This is a genomic window from Mycobacterium sp. E1715 (assembly GCF_001667625.1).
In the GTDB taxonomy this organism is placed as follows: Bacteria; Actinomycetota; Actinomycetes; order Mycobacteriales; family Mycobacteriaceae; genus Mycobacterium.
Genome location: NZ_LZJJ01000145.1, coordinates 13,822 through 29,552, shown reverse-complemented (window position 1 = coordinate 29,552; position 15,731 = coordinate 13,822). Strand labels below are relative to the sequence as shown.

Genomic DNA, 15,731 nt, shown 5'->3' with positions numbered 1-15,731 from the left:
GGACGCCCTGATCAACTGCGCCGGGGTTGCCGAGCCGCCAGGGTCCTCGATCCTGAACATCTCGCCGGACGAGTTCGACCGCCTGGTCAGCGCTCACCTCGGTTCGGCGTTCCACACGTGCCGGGCGGCCGGTCGTGTGATGGCCGCGCAGGGGCACGGCGCGCTCGTCACCACCAGCTCGGTCGCCTTCTTGGGCGATTACGGCGGCACCGGCTATCCCGCGGGCAAGGGAGCGGTGAACGCCCTGACCGTGGCCATCGCCGCGGAACTGAAGCCGCATGGGGTGCGGGCCAACGTGGTGTGTCCCGGTGCCCGGACGCGGCTGTCCACCGGCGCCGAATACGAACGACACATCGAGGACCTGCATCGCCGCGGATTGCTGGACGAAATGACCATGCGGGCCTCCCTCGACAGCGCCCCGCCGGCCTTCGTGGCCCCGCTCTACGCGTATCTAGTGAGCGACCTCGCCCGGGCCGTCACGGGCCAGATCTTCGTTGCCGCAGGAGGATTCGTCGGGAGGTTCGACCGGCCGACGCCGCGGCTGCTGGGCTACCGGGACCACCATCAGGCCGAACCGTGGTCGGTCGACGAATTGCACAGGATGATCGGGGCCAAGCAAGCCGCGGGCTGAACGGCCCGGCAGCAAATCGATCTCGCCGCGGGCCGGCCGGCTCCGCGAGGCGCCGGGTCCCACGATCGCGGACCACCGTCATTTCGCCCGGGGTCCACTGGAAAGTCGCACGTTGGGGGTGTGCGTCGCGGTCGCGCGACATACGCTGTCCTGCGAACCGCAGGAGGGTGTTTTGACAATGCAACCGAACCCGCTCGACCCAGTTGCCAGCGAACGACTGTCGCACGCAGGCAAGGTGTTCACTTCCGACCTGTCCATCAACGAATTCGCGCTGCTGCACGGGGCCGGGTTCGAGCCGATCGAACTGGTGATGGGCGTCTCGGTCTACCACGTCGGTTATCAGTTCACCGGCATTCGGCAGCAATCCGAACTGCCCGTGCTCACCGACGCCACCTACCGGGCGCGCTGGAACGCGATGTCGCGGATGCAGGCGGAGGCCGATTCGCTGGGCGCGGACGGCGTGGTCGGCGTCCGGCTCGAATGGCGCCATCAGGGCGAGGGCGAGCATCTGGAGTTCATCGCGGTCGGGACCGCGGTGCGCTACACGGAGAAGCCCGGCGTTTACCGGCGCCCCAACGGGCAGGCGTTCACCAGCCACCTGTCCGGGCAAGACCTGACCACGCTCCTGCGATCGGGATTCGCCCCGGTGGCGTTCGTCATGGGCAACTGCGTGTTTCACATTGCCGTGCAAGGGTTCCTGCGCACGCTCAGCCAGGTCGGCCGCAACGCCGAGATGCCGCAGTGGACGCAGGGGAGCTACCAGGCTCGCGAGCTGGCCATGTCGCGTATGCAGAGCGAAGCCGAACGCGATGGCGGAACCGGCGTCGTCGGCGTGCATTTCGCCATCTCGAACTACGCGTGGGGCCATCACACCGTCGAGTTCTACGTGGCCGGAACCGCGGTGCGCCGCGGCGGCGAGCCGCAAACCCTCACGCCGTCGTTCGTCCTGCCCATGAGTGATTGATGACGAGCCTTGATCAACAGCGGGTCGGCCACGCCATCGGGACGACGCTGGCCGGTCCCGGGGGAGTCGGGCTGGTGCTCAGGGTCTTCTGCGGGGTTCCGGGGGTGATCCTCGTTCCGGCGCGGCGCGGCTTCTTCCGGTCGCAGCCCGAGCGGGTGCAGATCGGCGACTGGCGTTACGAAGTCACCCCGGACGGCCGCTTGAGCGCCGCCCACCTGGTGAACGGCATCGTCTTGGCCGAGGAGGTGCTCGCCGCCGGCGCGGTCGGACCGCACATCGCTCGCGCGCTCGGACAGCTGGTGAACAGTTACGGCCCGACCATCATACCCAACATCGATGCGGCGCTCGAGGTCCTGGAGGTGGGGGCCGGGCCACGCTGAGGGCCAATTACCTTGCGACAAACGGGGTTTAGGCCAGGGCGCACGTTCACTGGGTTTGCGTTTGGTCGATGCCCACCACCCACCGGCTGAACCGCCAGCGGCCGTCCTGTTTGACCGCGGTGAAGTCGTAACAGCCGGTCAGGTCGGGACGGGGCGGCCCACCGTCTGAGATGGCGAAGACCTGAACGTAGCAGTGCCCGGTCGCTTCGTCCGCGTCCTGTCTGGAGAACCAGAACGAGTTCAGCGCATGGCGGCGTTGATTGTGCTCGGCCCGAAACGCTGCCTTCCGGGCCGCGAGCAGGCTCATCACCGTGTCGATGTCAGCCGACAGCGGTTGGCCCTCGTGCAGCAGGACGAGCTCGGGGGATTCGGTGAACAAGGCGCGAAACTCGTCGAGCCGGTCGTGGTCGTAGGTGTAGGCGTAGGCGCCGAACAAGTTGATGATCGCCAGCCGATCGGCAACATCGAAGGCCGCGCTTCCGACGCCCTCGATCGGATCTCCGTCAGCGGCCACAGTGGCCTCCCCGAGCGTTTGAGCTATATGCGGCCGGCGGCGTAATCCGCCGCCTGATCCACCATGCCAGCTTCGACGTACTGCCGATGGGCAATGGGGTTCGTGGCGTCCGAGCAGATCGGGTCGCCGGGCACGCACAACTCGATGGTCTTGCCCGCATACGGTGGACCGATCGTCACCGGCGGCTCGTTGATGATGTTCATGAACTGGCTCGACGGCTTGCCGAAGAGCGTGACCGCGGCCACGTGGTTGGAAACCTCCGCCGGCATTGGCTGCAGGGCCTGCACCAGGTGCACTCCGTCGGGGACGGCGCTTTCGGTGACGAAGCCGATCACGGCCGCGCCCTGGGAGTATCCGCCCAGCACCATCCTGGTTCGCGGGCAGGAGACCGCCATGTGTTCGACGTGCGCGCCCGCATCGCTGATGCCGTCCACGGCCCTGGGGAAATCCGTCGTCGCCGGGTAGTCGACCGGATAGACGCCCAGGGACCTGCCGCCGACGTGCGAGCGCAGGGTGTCGACGAAACTCTGACCGATTCGGCCGACGCCGGGCGGCTCATTGGTGCCCCGCGCGAACACCACCTCGACATCGGGGCACGGGTCGGCCGCCGCCGTCAGCGGGGCAACCGGAAGCGCCCAAAAGGGCGCCAGCACAGCACCAATCAGACCGCCGAGGGTATGCGCCTTCACAGCGCGATCTTGTCACAGGCTGACCAAACGCGCGCGTTATGCGGCGGGGGCCCACACCGGGCTACCGCGACCCGGGAGCCTGGGATCGTCTGTGCACCAACGAACCGGCGGCGCGCAGCGCGCCGCGAAACGCGTAGGCGGCGGTCACGATGGTCAGCAGGATCAGCAGGACGAACATGGGTAGCCAGTTGCCCCTGTCGTGGTCGACGTCCCACCAGATGATGGTGAACAGCACCGCGCAGACCAGGAGCACCAAGTCCCGCCAGTTGCCCTGGTAAGACAATGCCGCCTTGCGCAACGCCCGCCCCCGGTCGGAGGTCTCGATCAGGTCGTCGATGCGGGCGTCGATGGTGCGCTGCAATTCGGCGCGTCGCCCGGCGGCCTCCGGCGGCAACCGCTCCAGCAGGTCCATGTCCTGCGCGATCATGCCCCGATAATCCGGGCCGCGGAACTGGCCGGCGGCGACGGCCAGCATCGCCCCACCGAATACCGGCGCGCTATTGAGCGCGATCTGTCCGAGGCCGGTCATGCCCGCTCCTTGTGGTTGTCGTCAACCGAGCCCGTCGCCGATTGTCACGATGCCTTGGAAGGGCGCCGCCGCGTGCGCGGCTCGGGCGTCTGCAGCGCGCCCATCGCGCGCACCAACTGCGGATAGGCGATCGCCGGCCCCAGCCAGCGGGTGAGGTACCGGCGCAGATCGGCACCGCTGCGCGGCGGCCGCCCCGGGTCGGCGAGGAACGAGTGCAGCACCCGAAGGCTGAATTCATTCAGCTCGTCGAGGCCGGCTTCGTCGAAACCGTAGCTTTCCCAATCGATGTCGTAGCGGTGCAGCATCGACCGCCCGAACGCCAGGGCGGTATCGGAGATGATCGACACCTTCTGCCCGCCCCGGTGGCGCTGGCTCAGCACGACTTCGACCTGGTTGTCCGAGGCCAACTCTTCGATGGCGAAGGCCATCCCTTCGGTCATCGCCACGACCGGGTCGGTGACGCCCTCGAGGTGGGCGGCCATCCGATCCAGGAAGCCGTCGGCCGACCGCATGGCCGACGCCACCAACAGAGCCTGCGTCCCGGGAAAGTACCGATAAACGGTCTGCCGGGTCACCCCGAGCGCCCGCGCCACGTCGGCGATCCGCATCGCCGAGCCGCCTTCGTCGATGATCCGGTCGGCGGCATCGAGGATGCGCTCGATCGCCTCCTCGTCGGAGGCGGGCGCATTTCCTGCCCAACCGTGACTGCGCATCTATCGAGCGGCAACGCCGTAGCCGGTGATCCCCACAGCCGGATCATAGCGGCTGGAAGCAGGCGATCGGTGCTGGTTAACACGGCCGGACACTTCTGCCGTTATGTATGATCGCTGCGAATCTGGGGGTGCCGCGCGGCAGGAAGGCGGGACTTTGCACTACGACACCGTGATCACAGGTGGTCGCTGGTTCGACGGGACGGGCGCGCCGTCGGCGCGCAGAAACATCGGTGTGCGCGACGGCCGGGTCGCGATCGTCACCCCGGAATCGCTCGACACGACGGGCGCCGAGGTGATCGACGCGACGGGACAGTGGGTGATGCCCGGCATCATCGACATCCATACGCACTACGACGTCGAAATACTCTGTGAGCCAGCACTTTCCGAATCACTGCGACACGGGGTGACGACCGTGATGCTGGGATCGTGTTCGTTGTCCACGGTCTATCTGGACAACGTCGACGCGGGGGACATCTTCGGCCGGGTCGAGGCGATTCCGCGGCGCTATGTCATCGAGCATCTCGACGCGGCGCGCTCCTGGAACAATCCGGCCGAGTACGTCGCCGAACTCGACCGGCGCAACCTGGGCCCCAACGTGGCCGCTTTCATGGGCCACTCCGACATGCGTGCCGCGACGATGGGCCTGGACCGGGCGACGCGCAAGGACGTCCGGCCGTCCGCGGCGGAGCTGGCGCGGATGGAGTCGATGCTGAACGAGGCGCTCGACGAGGGATTCGTCGGGATGTCCTCACAACAACTGCTGTTCGACAAACTCGACGGCGACGTCTGCCGGTCGCGCACGCTGCCGTCGACGTACGCCAAGACCCGCGAACTGCGCCGGTTGAACGCGATCTTGCGGCGGCGCAACAAGATCCTGCAGTCGGGGCCGGATATCAAGAATCCACTGTCGGTGGTCTCGCAGCTGGCGACGTCGCTGGGCCTCGGCCGTCCCCGGCTGAAGACCAGCCTGCTCTCGGCGGCCGACATCAAGGCGATACCCCCGGTGATCCACCTGATGGACCGGCTCGCGCGGGTGGTGAACGGCCTCGGCGGCGACTTCCGCTGGCAGCATCTGCCGGTGCCGTTCGAGGTCTACGCCGACGGGATCTCGTTGGTGGTGTTCGAGGAGTTCGGCGCGGGCGCAGCGGCGCTGCACCTGCAAAGCGAGATCGAGCGCAATCAGCTCATGCGCGACGAGGACTACCGCCGCCGGTTCCGCGAGGACTACGACCGCAAGTTCGGGCCCAGGGTGTGGCACCGCGACTTCTTCGACGCCGAGATCGTGGCCTGCCCCGACCGGACGGTGGTGGGCAAGTCCTTCGGGCAGGTGGGGCTGGACCGCGGCGGCCTGCATCCGGTCGACGCGTTTCTCGACTTGGTGGTGGAGCACGGCGAACAGCTGCGCTGGCGCACCACGATTTCCAATCATCGCCCCGAGGTGCTCAAGAAGCTGGCACGAAGTGAAACCGTGCAGATGGGCTTTTCCGACGCCGGGGCGCACCTGCGCAACATGGCCTTCTACAACTCCGGGCTTCGCCTGCTGCGGCACGTGCACGAGGCGGAAAAGCACGGCACCCCGTTCATGTCGGTCGAGCGTGCCGTGCACCGGCTCACCGGCGAGCTCGGCTCCTGGTACGGAATCGACGCAGGCACCCTGCGCGAAGGTGATCGCGCCGACCTCGTCGTGATCAATCCGGACAAGCTCGACGCTTCGCTGGATCGTTACGCCGAGCATCCGGTGGAGTCCTACGGCGGGTTGTCGCGGATGGTCAACCGCAACGACGAAACCGTCAGCGCCGTGCTCGTGGCGGGACGGTTCGCGTTCGGTGCGGGCGAGCCCGCACCGGCACTGGGCAGGCAGAAGTTCGGCCGTTTTCTGCGGGCCGGTCAGGATTCCCGGAGCCTGACGCCGGTGGCGTGACGCGCCGCCTAATCATTTGCGGCACCGCCGGTTAGGCGACGGAGGCGCCAAGGATGAGGTTGACGGCCTCTTCGAGTTGTCCCTCGATCTCGTCGAAGCTGACGAACCGGGCGGTCATCAGGGCGCCGGAGAAGGTGATCTGCAGTGTGGATTTGACCGCACGCGGCCAGCCGGGACCCAGGGCGGCCCCGATCCGCGCGGACACCTCCTGCCCGATCTGCTCCCGGATCGGTTGCACCGCCGGGTCGTCGGCCATCAGCGCGGCGCCGCACGCGGCGGTCAGCTCGGGCTCGTCGGCGACCACCACGGCCATGTCGCGCAGCGTCGCGCTGACCCGCGCCTTGGTCGTCTCGTTGACGTCGGTATGCAGCGGGAGCTCGCGCAGGAACCGCAGGTACACCGCCGCCACCAGCGCGCTTTTCGACGGAAAGTAGGTGTAGGCGCTGGCCGGCGACACCCCGGCGCGGGTCGCCACCGAACGCATCGTCAGATTCGCGTACGACGATTCGCGCAGCTCCTCCAGCCCGGCGTCGAGGACCTTGCGGATCGTCTGGCCCGGCCTGCGGTCGGACCGGCGCGCCGCATCTTTAGACACCCGTCCAGTGTAGGAAGGCTTCGCCCGGGCGCGGCAGGGCAACCTGTCGGCCGCCGGCCCGGAACCGCGGGCGGCCGTCCAAAAGGATCTAGAGTGGCGCCCATGGCCGAGGCGGACCGGCGGCGCTGGGACGAGCGGTACGCCACGAAGGCACCGCCTCCGGTGGAGGCCGTGGGACCGCCCGAATTCCTGGCCCCCCACGCGGAGCTGCTTCCCGCCGCGGGCAGTGCCCTCGATCTCGCGTGCGGGGCGGGGCTGGCGGCGGTGTGGCTCGCGACGCGCGGGCTTGCGGTGCAGGGAGTGGACGTCTCGCCGGTGGCCGTCGCCCATGCCCGGGACTTGGCTCACCGCGCCGGGGTCAGCGACCGGTGCCGGTTCGAGGTCGTCGACCTCGACGACGGACTGCCGGCCGGGCCGCCCCTGGATGTCATCCTCTGCCACCGATTCCGGGACCGTCGCCTCGATCGCGCGATCGTCGAGCGCCTGGCGCCGGGCGGGTTGTTGGCGATGGCCGTGCTGAGCGAAGTCGGCGGCTCCCCGGGGCCGTTTCGCGCGGTCGCCGGTGAGCTACCCGCGGCGTTCGCCGACCTCGAGCGGGTCGCGTCCGGTGAGGGTGCGGGTTGCGCCTGGCTGCTCGCGCGCGCGGCCGACGCCGCTGGGAGGCAAGCTTTTTCGCCGCCGCGGACATAGCGCGCAGCGCATTGGCGATCGAGCAGGACGAATCGGCTTCCGGCCCGGCGGTCTGAAGGTAATGTCACGCGCATGGAGCGGCGCGTCCTGGAAGCGGTGATCTACGAGCGCGAGCCGCCGATTGCGCGGATCATCCTGAACCGGGTCGACAAGGCCAACACCAAGGACGCGGTTCTGGTCACCGAAGTCGACGAGTGCCTGCACGAAGCCGACCGTGACAAGGAGATCAAGGTCGTCATCCTCAAGGCGAACGGAAAAGGGTTTTGCGGGGGACACGTGGCCCGCTGGGGCCCCGACGAAAATCCGTATCCGGATTTCGGTGAGACCTTCGAGGACCTGTACAAGGGCACCGCCGACCTGTTCCTGTGGCCGACGCTGTATCTGTGGGAATTCCCCAAGCCGACCATCTCCGCGATTCACGGCTACTGCATGGGCGGGGGGATCTACCTCGGCCTGCTGACCGACTTCTGCGTCGCATCCGAGGACGCGTACTTCCAGATGCCGCTCGCCCAGAGCCTCGGCGAGCCCGGCGGCCACACCATGATCGAGCCGTGGTTGCTGATGAACTGGCATCGCACCATGGATTGGCTGCTGCTGGCCCCGACGCTGTCCGCGCAGGAAGCCCTCGACTGGGGCCTGCTCAACAAGGTGGTGCCGCGCGAAGAACTCGAGGACACCGTCGAGGAGATGGCGCGCAAGATCGGCCAAATCCCGTTGACCACGTTGATGGCGGTGAAGAACAACGTTAAGCGTGCGTGGGAATTGATGGGGATGCGGGTCCACCTGCAGGTCAGTCACATCCTGACGAACATGGTGGGCGCCGCCACCGATGTGCAGGCCCGGCGGGCCGAGCTGAAGCAGTCGGGCATGAAGCCGCGCGAGTTCGTCGGCCAGGACGACCCGCAGAACCCGTAGCCCGATCACCGCTCAACGCGAGCCGGTGAAGACCCGGTGAGAGCCGTGAAAATTGGCGCATGACAGCCCCGGTCGGTGAATTAGGATTGCACCTGGTAGCGGCTGGCGCGCCACTGCACCACCCGCATGGCCGGCACAACGAGAGGGGTGCTTGGTGGCTGCAGCGTATCGGACCGCCCATGCCCCGGCGCGTGCCCGTGCCGTCGGGCCAGACCGTGAGAAAGTGCCCGCCCGTCCAGGATGTCGGCACGGCGCTCTCCCCGGCGTGACTTACCGGCGAAGTTCGCTTCAGCACAAGGAGAATGACCCGACATGACGCAGACGTTGAATGTGGAGTACGAGGAACTCCTGACGCGAGCCGCCGAACTTGAGCAACCGCTGCCGACCGTTCCGTCCTCCAATCCACAAGGGCCGTGCAATCTTTCGTTCATCAGCGATACCGCGACCCGACTCGCGCTCACCGCTGACACGTTGCGCCTGTACCTCAAGGGCTGCGAACGGGAATGGAGGAGTCTGGCGAAATCCCTGAGGAACGCGGCCAAGGCCTACGAAGAGGTCGACACCGGGGCCGCGGAGGACATCGGCAACATCCTGAACAACGACGCTTCCGCTGCGGGGGTGGCGGCGCCGACGCTGGCCGCGGACGAGGAGCCCTGGACGGCGCCCGAGCCGATGGCGGCGCCGCCGCCGTTCGAATACCCCTACTACGAAGTCCGGCAGGCAGCCGAGGACATCGAGACGGGGGACCAGGGCACGTCGTTCCGGGCGTTTGCGCAGGAGTGGAAAGCGTTTCAGCAGTCATTTCAGGAACAGACCTATCGGTTCCGGCTGTTCAGCCGCTGGGAGGGTGAGGCGACGGAGCAGGTCGAACGGAATTTCCAGCAACAAAAAGAGTGGATTTACAAGATGGCGAAACTGTGCGCCGACCTCGGACAGCAGGCCGACCGGGTCGTCGACGTGCACAAGAAAGTCACCGCCACCACCGGATACATGAATCAACACGCCCTGGGCGGCGCGCATCCCACGACCTACGAAGTGTCGCAATGCGATTACTGGTATCGGTATTACGTGGAAAACGGCTACCAGGAATACATCGCTTCGGCCATTGACTGGTACGAAAAACTTCAGGCGACCTCGGAATCGGCATTGAAGTACTACGTCCAGTACGCGAACATTCCCCTGAAGCCGTTGAACCCGGACGCTCCGCCCAAGGCCCACGTCATCAAGGCGCCCGGGGAAACGCCGAAGCCGGATCCCAAGCCCGAGCCCAAGCCCGATCAGGGGACGGCGCCGTCGCCGACGCCGACCCCGACGCCCGCGCAGCTCGGCCAGCTGGCGGGGAACATGGCGCCGGCGCTGCAGGGTGCTGCGCAGGGCATGCAGGGCGCCATGCAGGGCATCCAGGGGCTCACCCAGGGCATGGGCGGCGCGTCGACGCCCGCGCAGCTCGCGTCGGACACCACCCCGGAGCCGCCGCCCGCCGACGAAGCGAAAAAGGACGACGAGGACAAGGACAAAGAGGACCAAGAGAAAAAGGACGAGGCGACGACGGTCGCCGAAGGCGCGGCGGCCGGGGACCAGGCGTCGGGCAACGCCCCCACCGAGCCACCGGCCGCGGGGCAGCCCGGGGCCACCACCCCCGGGGGAACGCCGTCAGGCGTGGTGCTCTAGGTGACGTCCTAGCGGGCGCGGCTTCTCTCGCCGGCGACCCTGCGGCCCGCGGCATGGCGGGCGGCGACATAACCGAAAACCATGGTGTAGGCGATGCTTCCGCCGGCGCCCAGGTAGTTCCGGCCCATGACCGTCGCCGTGAGGTTGCCCGTCGCGTACAGCCCGTCGATCACGCAGTCGTCCTCGTCGAGCACCTGCGCGTGCTCGTTGGTGATCACCCCGCCGCACGTCCCGACATCGGCGGGAACGACCTTGGTGGCATAGAAGGGGGCCCGCTCGAGCGGGCCGAGCGCGGCGTTGGGGCGGTACCCGGGATCGCCCAGGCAGTCGTTGTACGCCGACTGGCCGCGCCCGAAGTCCGGGTCGAGGCCCTTGACCGCAAACCCGTTGAAGCGCTTGATCGTCTGCTCAAGCGCGTCGGAGGGCACGCCCATCTGGCGAGCGAGGTCGCCGACGGTCTCGCCCCGCACGACCGCGCCCCGCGTGACCAGCTCCTCGGGGAGGCGGCGCCTCTTGAACGGGTTGGCACCCGACACGTATCGGGTGATGTAGCCCTCGTCGAAAACCATCCAGCACGGCACGGCCTTGTTCGCGTACATCGCTTTGCCGACTTCGACGTACGAGTTGGACTCGTTGCAGAACCGTCGGCCCGTTCCGTCGACGTAGATGGCGCCCGGCCGCTGCCGGCCGCTGCCCAGCGCCCGTGCGGCGTCACCGCCGTCGGCGATGAAAACCGATGGCAGCCACCATGCCTCGTCCATCAGGTCGGTCTTGGCGCCCAGGCCGATCGCGGACTGCAACACCTCGCCGGTGTCGCCGGCGTTGGCGATCGACCAGTGCCCCTCGTTGGGCTGGTCCCCGCTGTAGCGGCGGCGCATGTCCGCGTTGCGGCTGAAGCCGCCCGCGGCGAGTAGCACGCCCTTGCGGGCCTCGACGTTGAGAACGGAGCCGTTGCGGGCCACGCGCGCGCCGACCACGCGGCCGTCCTCGACGATCAGGTCCTCGATGGCGGCGCCGGTCCAGATCGGCGGCTCACCGCGCAGGTCGATCAAAGCTTTGAGCATCTGCCCGATCAGGGATGCTCCGTTGGTCAGCATTTCGCGGCGGCGGAGCCTGGCCGCCCTGGTGCGCGCGAACACCCGCATGGCCACCGCGAAGGCGCGCGGCGACCGATTGAAGTACTGCACCGAACGCAGCTCGTTCGTCTTGAGGACGAACCCGCCGTAACTCTTGGCCATCGAGGGCTGGACCTTGTCGCTCCAGCTTCCCAGCGCGGCCGCATCGTAAGGGACGCACTCGATGGCGCGGCCGGCTTCGTTGCCGCCCTTGTGGTTCGGGTAGTAATCGCTCCAGCCCGGGCATCGCACGAACCGAACGCCCTTGCGGGTCAGGAAGTTGATCATCTCGTACCCCGCGGTGAGGAACATCTCGCGTCGCGCCGGCGATGAGGCGGGGCCGATGTCACCGACGACGTCGTCGAAGTAGGCCAGCCCGTCCTCGTGTGAGTCCGCGATGCCGTCGGCGCGCATCAGCGGGTTGTTGGGCAGCCACACCATGCCGCCGGAGAGGCCGGTGGAACCGCCGACCAGGGGTTGCTTTTCGATCACCAGCGGTTCGATGCCGGAGTCCAGCGCCGCCAGCGCCGCGACCATGCCGCCCCCGCCGCTGCCCGCGATGAGCAGATCGACCGTGCGGTCCCACCGGCCGGTCATCGTGCCCCCCCGCTGAAACCGAGGTCGGCGACGGGAACGTCGATGGTGGTGTTGGTCTTCTGGATGGCGGGCACCAGGGCGTCGTACGGCAGGCCGGCGAGGAAGCCGTCTATCACCCGTTCGAAGTTGGAGATCAGGCCCTCGATCCTGCTGGACAGTCGCATGTACTCAAACCCCTTGGAGTGCAAGCCTTTTTGCTGTCGGGGCAGATTCGAGAAATCCTGGGCCGGTATCGGAGGCCAGCGCGGGTCGTCGGGTGCCATGGGCACCGGCGGCGTCGGTTTTGGCGTGCTCTGCTCCGGCGGGATGCGGGTGAGTGACCAGATCTCGAACAGCGTTTCCTCCGGGCCGAGCGGCCGGATCCGGTACGACGAGGCGCTGCTGTACTGGGGCAGCAGGAAGTAGTGGGGGAAGCCGAAATTGATCGCTTCGGTGATGCCGCGCCGCTCGAGTTCGTTGAGGTCGGGGATGTCGCAGCCGCGGGCTCGATGCCAGTGCACGATCGCGTCGTTGAGCGTGCGGCGCCACACGGCCATCGCCTCGGCTGGGTCGGCCGGCAGTTCGAGGTCCTGCAAGCCCTCGGCGATGCGGACATCGTTCTCGTGCGTCATGCCGGCCATGCCTTCGCCCAACGTCCGCATGAAATAGAGGTTGGTCTGGGCCAATCCGGGTGGTTCGGCGGTGCCGGGCCGCTTCGGCATGCTGGACGGCAGCAGTTGCGGGTGGGTCTGCGGGACGTGATAACCCTCCATGAAGGCGGCCGTCGCCAGCTTCCAGTTCACCGGCAGCCGGCACGACTGCCACCACTCGACCCGCAGCGACTCGACCTTCCACGCGTCGTAGATCGATGCGAACGGCTCGAAGCAGTCACGGAACGGCGGTGCGCCGTCGTCGAGGTTGATCCACGCGCATCCACCCCAGACCTCGCAGCGGACCGAAACCAGGCGAAGATCCTCCGGGTCCAGGTTGTGCTCGTCGAACTCCTCGGGCCTGAGCACAAAGGTGTTGCGGCCGTCGATGCCCCAACACCAGCCGTGGAACGGGCACACGAAGGTGCGCCGGTTTCCGTTGCCCTCCACCAGCTTCACCCCGCGGTGGCGACAGGCGTTGTGGTAAGCGCGAACGTTTTCCGCGTCCAGGCGGACCACGATGATCGACTCGTCGAGGATCTCGTACTCGACGTAGTCGCCGGCCTTGGGAATCTCCTCCAGACGGCAGGCCATCTGCCACACGCGTGGCCAGAGCATTTCGCTTTCGAGCGCGTAGAACTCCGGGTCGTAGTAGCGCTGCTTGGGAATGCGATCGACGGCCTGGACCGCCCACGGCACCGGAAGCGGGGTCCAGTTCAGTTGGCTGTTATCGGTGCTCTGGGTGGTGACCATTTTCATCCCCTCATACGATCCGCGATGCCCGCCCCTGCCAGTAACGCTCGCGGAGGCGTCTCTTGTACAGCTTGCCGTTCGGGTCCCGGGGCAATTGGGGAACGAATTCGACGGTGCGCGGGCATTTGTAGCCGGCGGCGTGCGCTCGGCAGTATTCGATCAGCTCGGCTTCGAGGTCGGGGCCCGGAGCGACGCCGTCGACCGGCTGCACGACGGCCTTGACCTCCTCGCCGAACTCGTCGTTGGGGACGCCGAAGACGGCCGCGTCGACGAGCTTGGGGTGCATGATCAGCAGGTTCTCGATCTCCTGCGGATAGATGTTCACCCCGCCCGAGACGATCATGAACGTGGACCGGTCGGTGAGGTAGAGATAGCCGTCCTCGTCGAGGAAGCCCATGTCGCCCAGGGTGCGCCAGCCGCGGTCGTTGGACACCGACGCGGTTTTCGCCGGGTCCTTGAAATACTCGAAATCCGGTCCGCCCTCGAAGAACAGCTCCCCGGCCTGCCCGGCGGGCAGCTCGACGCCGTCGTCGCCGACGACGTGCACCGGCGACATGGGCCTGCCCACCGAGCCGGGATGGGCCAGCCACTCCTCCGGACCGATCGTGGTCCCGGCGAATCCTTCTGTGCCGCCGTAGTATTCGTGGATAATCGGTCCGAACCACTTCATCATGTGGTGCTTGACGTCGACCGGGCAGGGCGCGGCCGCGTGGATGACACATTGCAGGCTCGAGACGTCGTAGCGCTCCCGAACCGCCCTGGGCAGCTTGAGCATCCGCACGAACATGGTGGGCACGAACTGGGCGTGCGTGACGCGGTGCGTCTCGATCAGGGCCAGGACGGCCTCGGCGTCGAACCTGCGCATCAGGACGGCAGCCGCGCCGACGCGGTGGACCGCCATGGTGTAGTTCACCCCGGCGGCATGGTAGAGCGGTGCGGGGGAGAGGTACACGCTCGACCGGCTCATCCCGTACTTGTGGGTGAGCGCCAACTCCAGGACCGCCTGCGCCCACGAGCCGTTGCCGTCGGTCGGGAGGGGGCGGCGGACGGCCTTGGGCCGCCCCGTCGTGCCGGACGAGTACAGCATCTCCGACCCGTCCGCCACGGCCGGCGCGGCGCCGGCCACCGCCAGCGCGTCCTCGTACCCGTCCCACCCGGGCAGCTCGCCCCCCACCACGAGATGGACGGTGACGGCCGCGTTGGCCGCGCGGACGTGCTCGGCCAGATCGGGCATGGTGGCGTCGACGAACACGGCCTTGGCGTCGGAGTCGTCCAGGACGTAGGCGACCTCCTCCGGGGTGAAGTGGGTATTGACCGCGGTGTAGTAGAGACCGGAAAGCTGGCAGGCCCAGGTGATTTCGAGGAATTCGGGCCGGTTCGCCAGGACCAGGGCCACACCGTCGCCCGGGCGCAGCCCGGCGTCATGCAGCGCGGCGGCGACGCGCTGGCTGCGGGCATAGAGTTCGCCGAACGGGATCGCCCGGCCGTCGGCGATCAGGGCCGGCGACGAAGCGGCCGCGATCGCGTGATCGGCGAGATTCACCGGCGGCCCTAAGTGGCTGCGGCGCCGTCAGCCTGGGCGGCCGCCGCGGCCTGCCGCCGGGCGTGCTCGGACGGCAGCACCTTGTCCTTGAACACCGTCTGAATCAGTTGCTGCACATCCTTGCTGATCGAGGCAAGCGCGACGAGATCGTTGGAGCTCTGCCAGTGCACCCGCATGCCCATCAGCTCCCAGGCCCGCTTGAGGTTGGCCTTGGTGAGCATCAGCGTCGTCAACGGTGCCTGGGCGATGTGCCGGGCGATGGCCTCGACACGGTCGTCAAGCTGATCACGCGGGACGACCTCGTTGACCAGGCCGACCTCCAGCGCCTTTCTGGCGTCGATGACCTCGGCGGTGAACAGATAGTACGCCGCACGGCGCCAGTTCATGAACACCCAAGGCTCGATGGAACATTCACCCGAGGGCATGCCGAATCCCTGCAGCGGCGGGTAGGAGAAGTAGGCGTCCTCAGCGGCGATGACGATGTCGGTGGTCAGACCCATATGGGTTCCGCCGCCGACGCAGTAGCCGTGCACCTGCGCGATCGTGGGCTTGGAGAACTCCCACAGGTTCAGGGTCGGCTTGACGAACAGGTCCGACTGCGCCTTCCACGGGTGGCCGGTCACCATGGCGTTCTCCACGAACGACGGGTAGTCAACCGCGTTGTTGCCGATGGCGTGGCCCGAGCAGAAGCCCTTGCCGTTGGCCTTGAGCACGAGCACCTTGATGTCGTAGTCGCGGTCGGCGTCCAGCAGCGCCGCGTCGACCTCTTCGGCAAGCTTCTGATCCTGGGCGTTCGCCTTCTCCGGCCAGTTCAGCGTGACCCGGGCGATGGGTCCCTCTTTTTGGTAGATGATTCTCTCGCGAGTCTCGTTGAGATCCATA

16 protein-coding genes are annotated in these 15,731 nt (G+C 67.5%); 7 read left to right on the top strand and 9 right to left on the bottom strand.

All coding sequences use genetic code 11. The annotated features are described in order from the left end of the window. The 3 genes from A9X03_RS08225 to A9X03_RS08215 all read left to right on the top strand — a co-directional run. The coding region (locus A9X03_RS08225) for an SDR family NAD(P)-dependent oxidoreductase (RefSeq protein WP_068260514.1) at nt 1–631 on the top strand (631 nt) is incomplete at its 5' end. 178 nt (nt 632–809) lie between these two features. Beyond that, nucleotides 810–1,595 (top strand): heavy metal-binding domain-containing protein, encoded by a 786-nt coding sequence (locus tag A9X03_RS08220; protein WP_067750227.1) that lies wholly within the window; start codon nt 810–812, stop codon nt 1,593–1,595. Further along, on the top strand, nt 1,595–1,975 hold the full coding sequence (locus A9X03_RS08215) for a DUF5073 family protein (RefSeq protein WP_068260511.1): 381 nt from the start codon (nt 1,595–1,597) through the stop codon (nt 1,973–1,975). Before A9X03_RS08220 ends, A9X03_RS08215 begins: the two co-directional genes overlap by 1 nt. 46 nt (nt 1,976–2,021) lie before the next feature. Here A9X03_RS08215 and A9X03_RS08210 read toward each other — a convergent pair whose 3' ends face one another. The 4 genes from A9X03_RS08210 to A9X03_RS08195 all read right to left on the bottom strand — a co-directional run bounded on the left by A9X03_RS08210 (nt 2,022) and on the right by A9X03_RS08195 (nt 4,420). Further along, the gene (locus A9X03_RS08210) at nt 2,022–2,489 is read right to left on the bottom strand and encodes a nuclear transport factor 2 family protein (RefSeq protein WP_068260507.1); all 468 of its coding nucleotides are present in this window, start codon (nt 2,487–2,489) and stop codon (nt 2,022–2,024) included. A gap of 23 nt (nt 2,490–2,512) precedes the next feature. Further along, complete coding sequence (locus tag A9X03_RS08205) at nt 2,513–3,142, bottom strand: cutinase family protein (RefSeq protein ID WP_068260505.1); 630 nt, start codon at nt 3,140–3,142, stop codon at nt 2,513–2,515. A gap of 97 nt (nt 3,143–3,239) precedes the next feature. Further along, nucleotides 3,240–3,707, bottom strand: coding sequence for a hypothetical protein (locus tag A9X03_RS08200; RefSeq protein WP_067750233.1), 468 nt, complete (start codon nt 3,705–3,707; stop codon nt 3,240–3,242). A 44-nt stretch (nt 3,708–3,751) separates the two neighbouring features. Next, on the bottom strand, nt 3,752–4,420 hold the full coding sequence (locus A9X03_RS08195; RefSeq protein ID WP_067750236.1) for a TetR/AcrR family transcriptional regulator: 669 nt from the start codon (nt 4,418–4,420) through the stop codon (nt 3,752–3,754). A 154-nt stretch (nt 4,421–4,574) separates the two neighbouring features. On the opposite strand from A9X03_RS08195, the gene A9X03_RS08190 reads away from it, so the two are divergent. Then, nucleotides 4,575–6,341 carry an amidohydrolase family protein gene (locus tag A9X03_RS08190; protein ID WP_067750326.1) on the top strand — a complete coding sequence of 589 codons (1,767 nt, stop codon included), beginning with the start codon at nt 4,575–4,577 and terminating at the stop codon, nt 6,339–6,341. Between the two features lie 31 nt (nt 6,342–6,372). Here A9X03_RS08190 and A9X03_RS08185 read toward each other — a convergent pair whose 3' ends face one another. Further along, complete coding sequence (locus A9X03_RS08185) at nt 6,373–6,936, bottom strand: TetR/AcrR family transcriptional regulator (protein ID WP_156669965.1); 564 nt, start codon at nt 6,934–6,936, stop codon at nt 6,373–6,375. Nucleotides 6,937–7,038: 102 nt separating this feature from the next. On the opposite strand from A9X03_RS08185, the gene A9X03_RS08180 reads away from it, so the two are divergent. The 3 genes from A9X03_RS08180 (at nt 7,039) to A9X03_RS08170 (ending at nt 10,212) form a co-directional block, all read left to right on the top strand. Next, nucleotides 7,039–7,626 carry a bifunctional 2-polyprenyl-6-hydroxyphenol methylase/3-demethylubiquinol 3-O-methyltransferase UbiG gene (locus A9X03_RS08180; protein ID WP_067784678.1) on the top strand — a complete coding sequence of 196 codons (588 nt, stop codon included), beginning with the start codon at nt 7,039–7,041 and terminating at the stop codon, nt 7,624–7,626. Between the two features lie 72 nt (nt 7,627–7,698). Then, the gene (locus A9X03_RS08175) at nt 7,699–8,541 is read left to right on the top strand and encodes an enoyl-CoA hydratase-related protein (protein ID WP_067750242.1); all 843 of its coding nucleotides are present in this window, start codon (nt 7,699–7,701) and stop codon (nt 8,539–8,541) included. Between the two features lie 312 nt (nt 8,542–8,853). After that, complete coding sequence (locus A9X03_RS08170) at nt 8,854–10,212, top strand: hypothetical protein (RefSeq protein ID WP_067784675.1); 1,359 nt, start codon at nt 8,854–8,856, stop codon at nt 10,210–10,212. Nucleotides 10,213–10,220: 8 nt separating this feature from the next. Here A9X03_RS08170 and A9X03_RS08165 read toward each other — a convergent pair whose 3' ends face one another. From A9X03_RS08165 to A9X03_RS08150, 4 genes are read right to left on the bottom strand one after another with little or no spacing between them, the layout of a single operon-like run. Next, nucleotides 10,221–11,924 (bottom strand): FAD-binding protein, encoded by a 1,704-nt coding sequence (locus tag A9X03_RS08165; protein ID WP_068260502.1) that lies wholly within the window; start codon nt 11,922–11,924, stop codon nt 10,221–10,223. Further along, nucleotides 11,921–13,312 (bottom strand): SRPBCC family protein, encoded by a 1,392-nt coding sequence (locus tag A9X03_RS08160; protein ID WP_197696034.1) that lies wholly within the window; start codon nt 13,310–13,312, stop codon nt 11,921–11,923. The genes A9X03_RS08165 and A9X03_RS08160 overlap by 4 nt, the downstream gene beginning before the upstream one ends. Before the next feature lie 4 nt (nt 13,313–13,316). Then, nucleotides 13,317–14,849 carry an acyl-CoA synthetase gene (locus tag A9X03_RS08155; protein ID WP_068260499.1) on the bottom strand — a complete coding sequence of 511 codons (1,533 nt, stop codon included), beginning with the start codon at nt 14,847–14,849 and terminating at the stop codon, nt 13,317–13,319. Nucleotides 14,850–14,857: 8 nt separating this feature from the next. Then, nucleotides 14,858–15,730 (bottom strand): enoyl-CoA hydratase-related protein, encoded by an 873-nt coding sequence (locus tag A9X03_RS08150; protein ID WP_067750253.1) that lies wholly within the window; start codon nt 15,728–15,730, stop codon nt 14,858–14,860. Between the last annotated feature and the right edge of the window lies 1 nt (nt 15,731).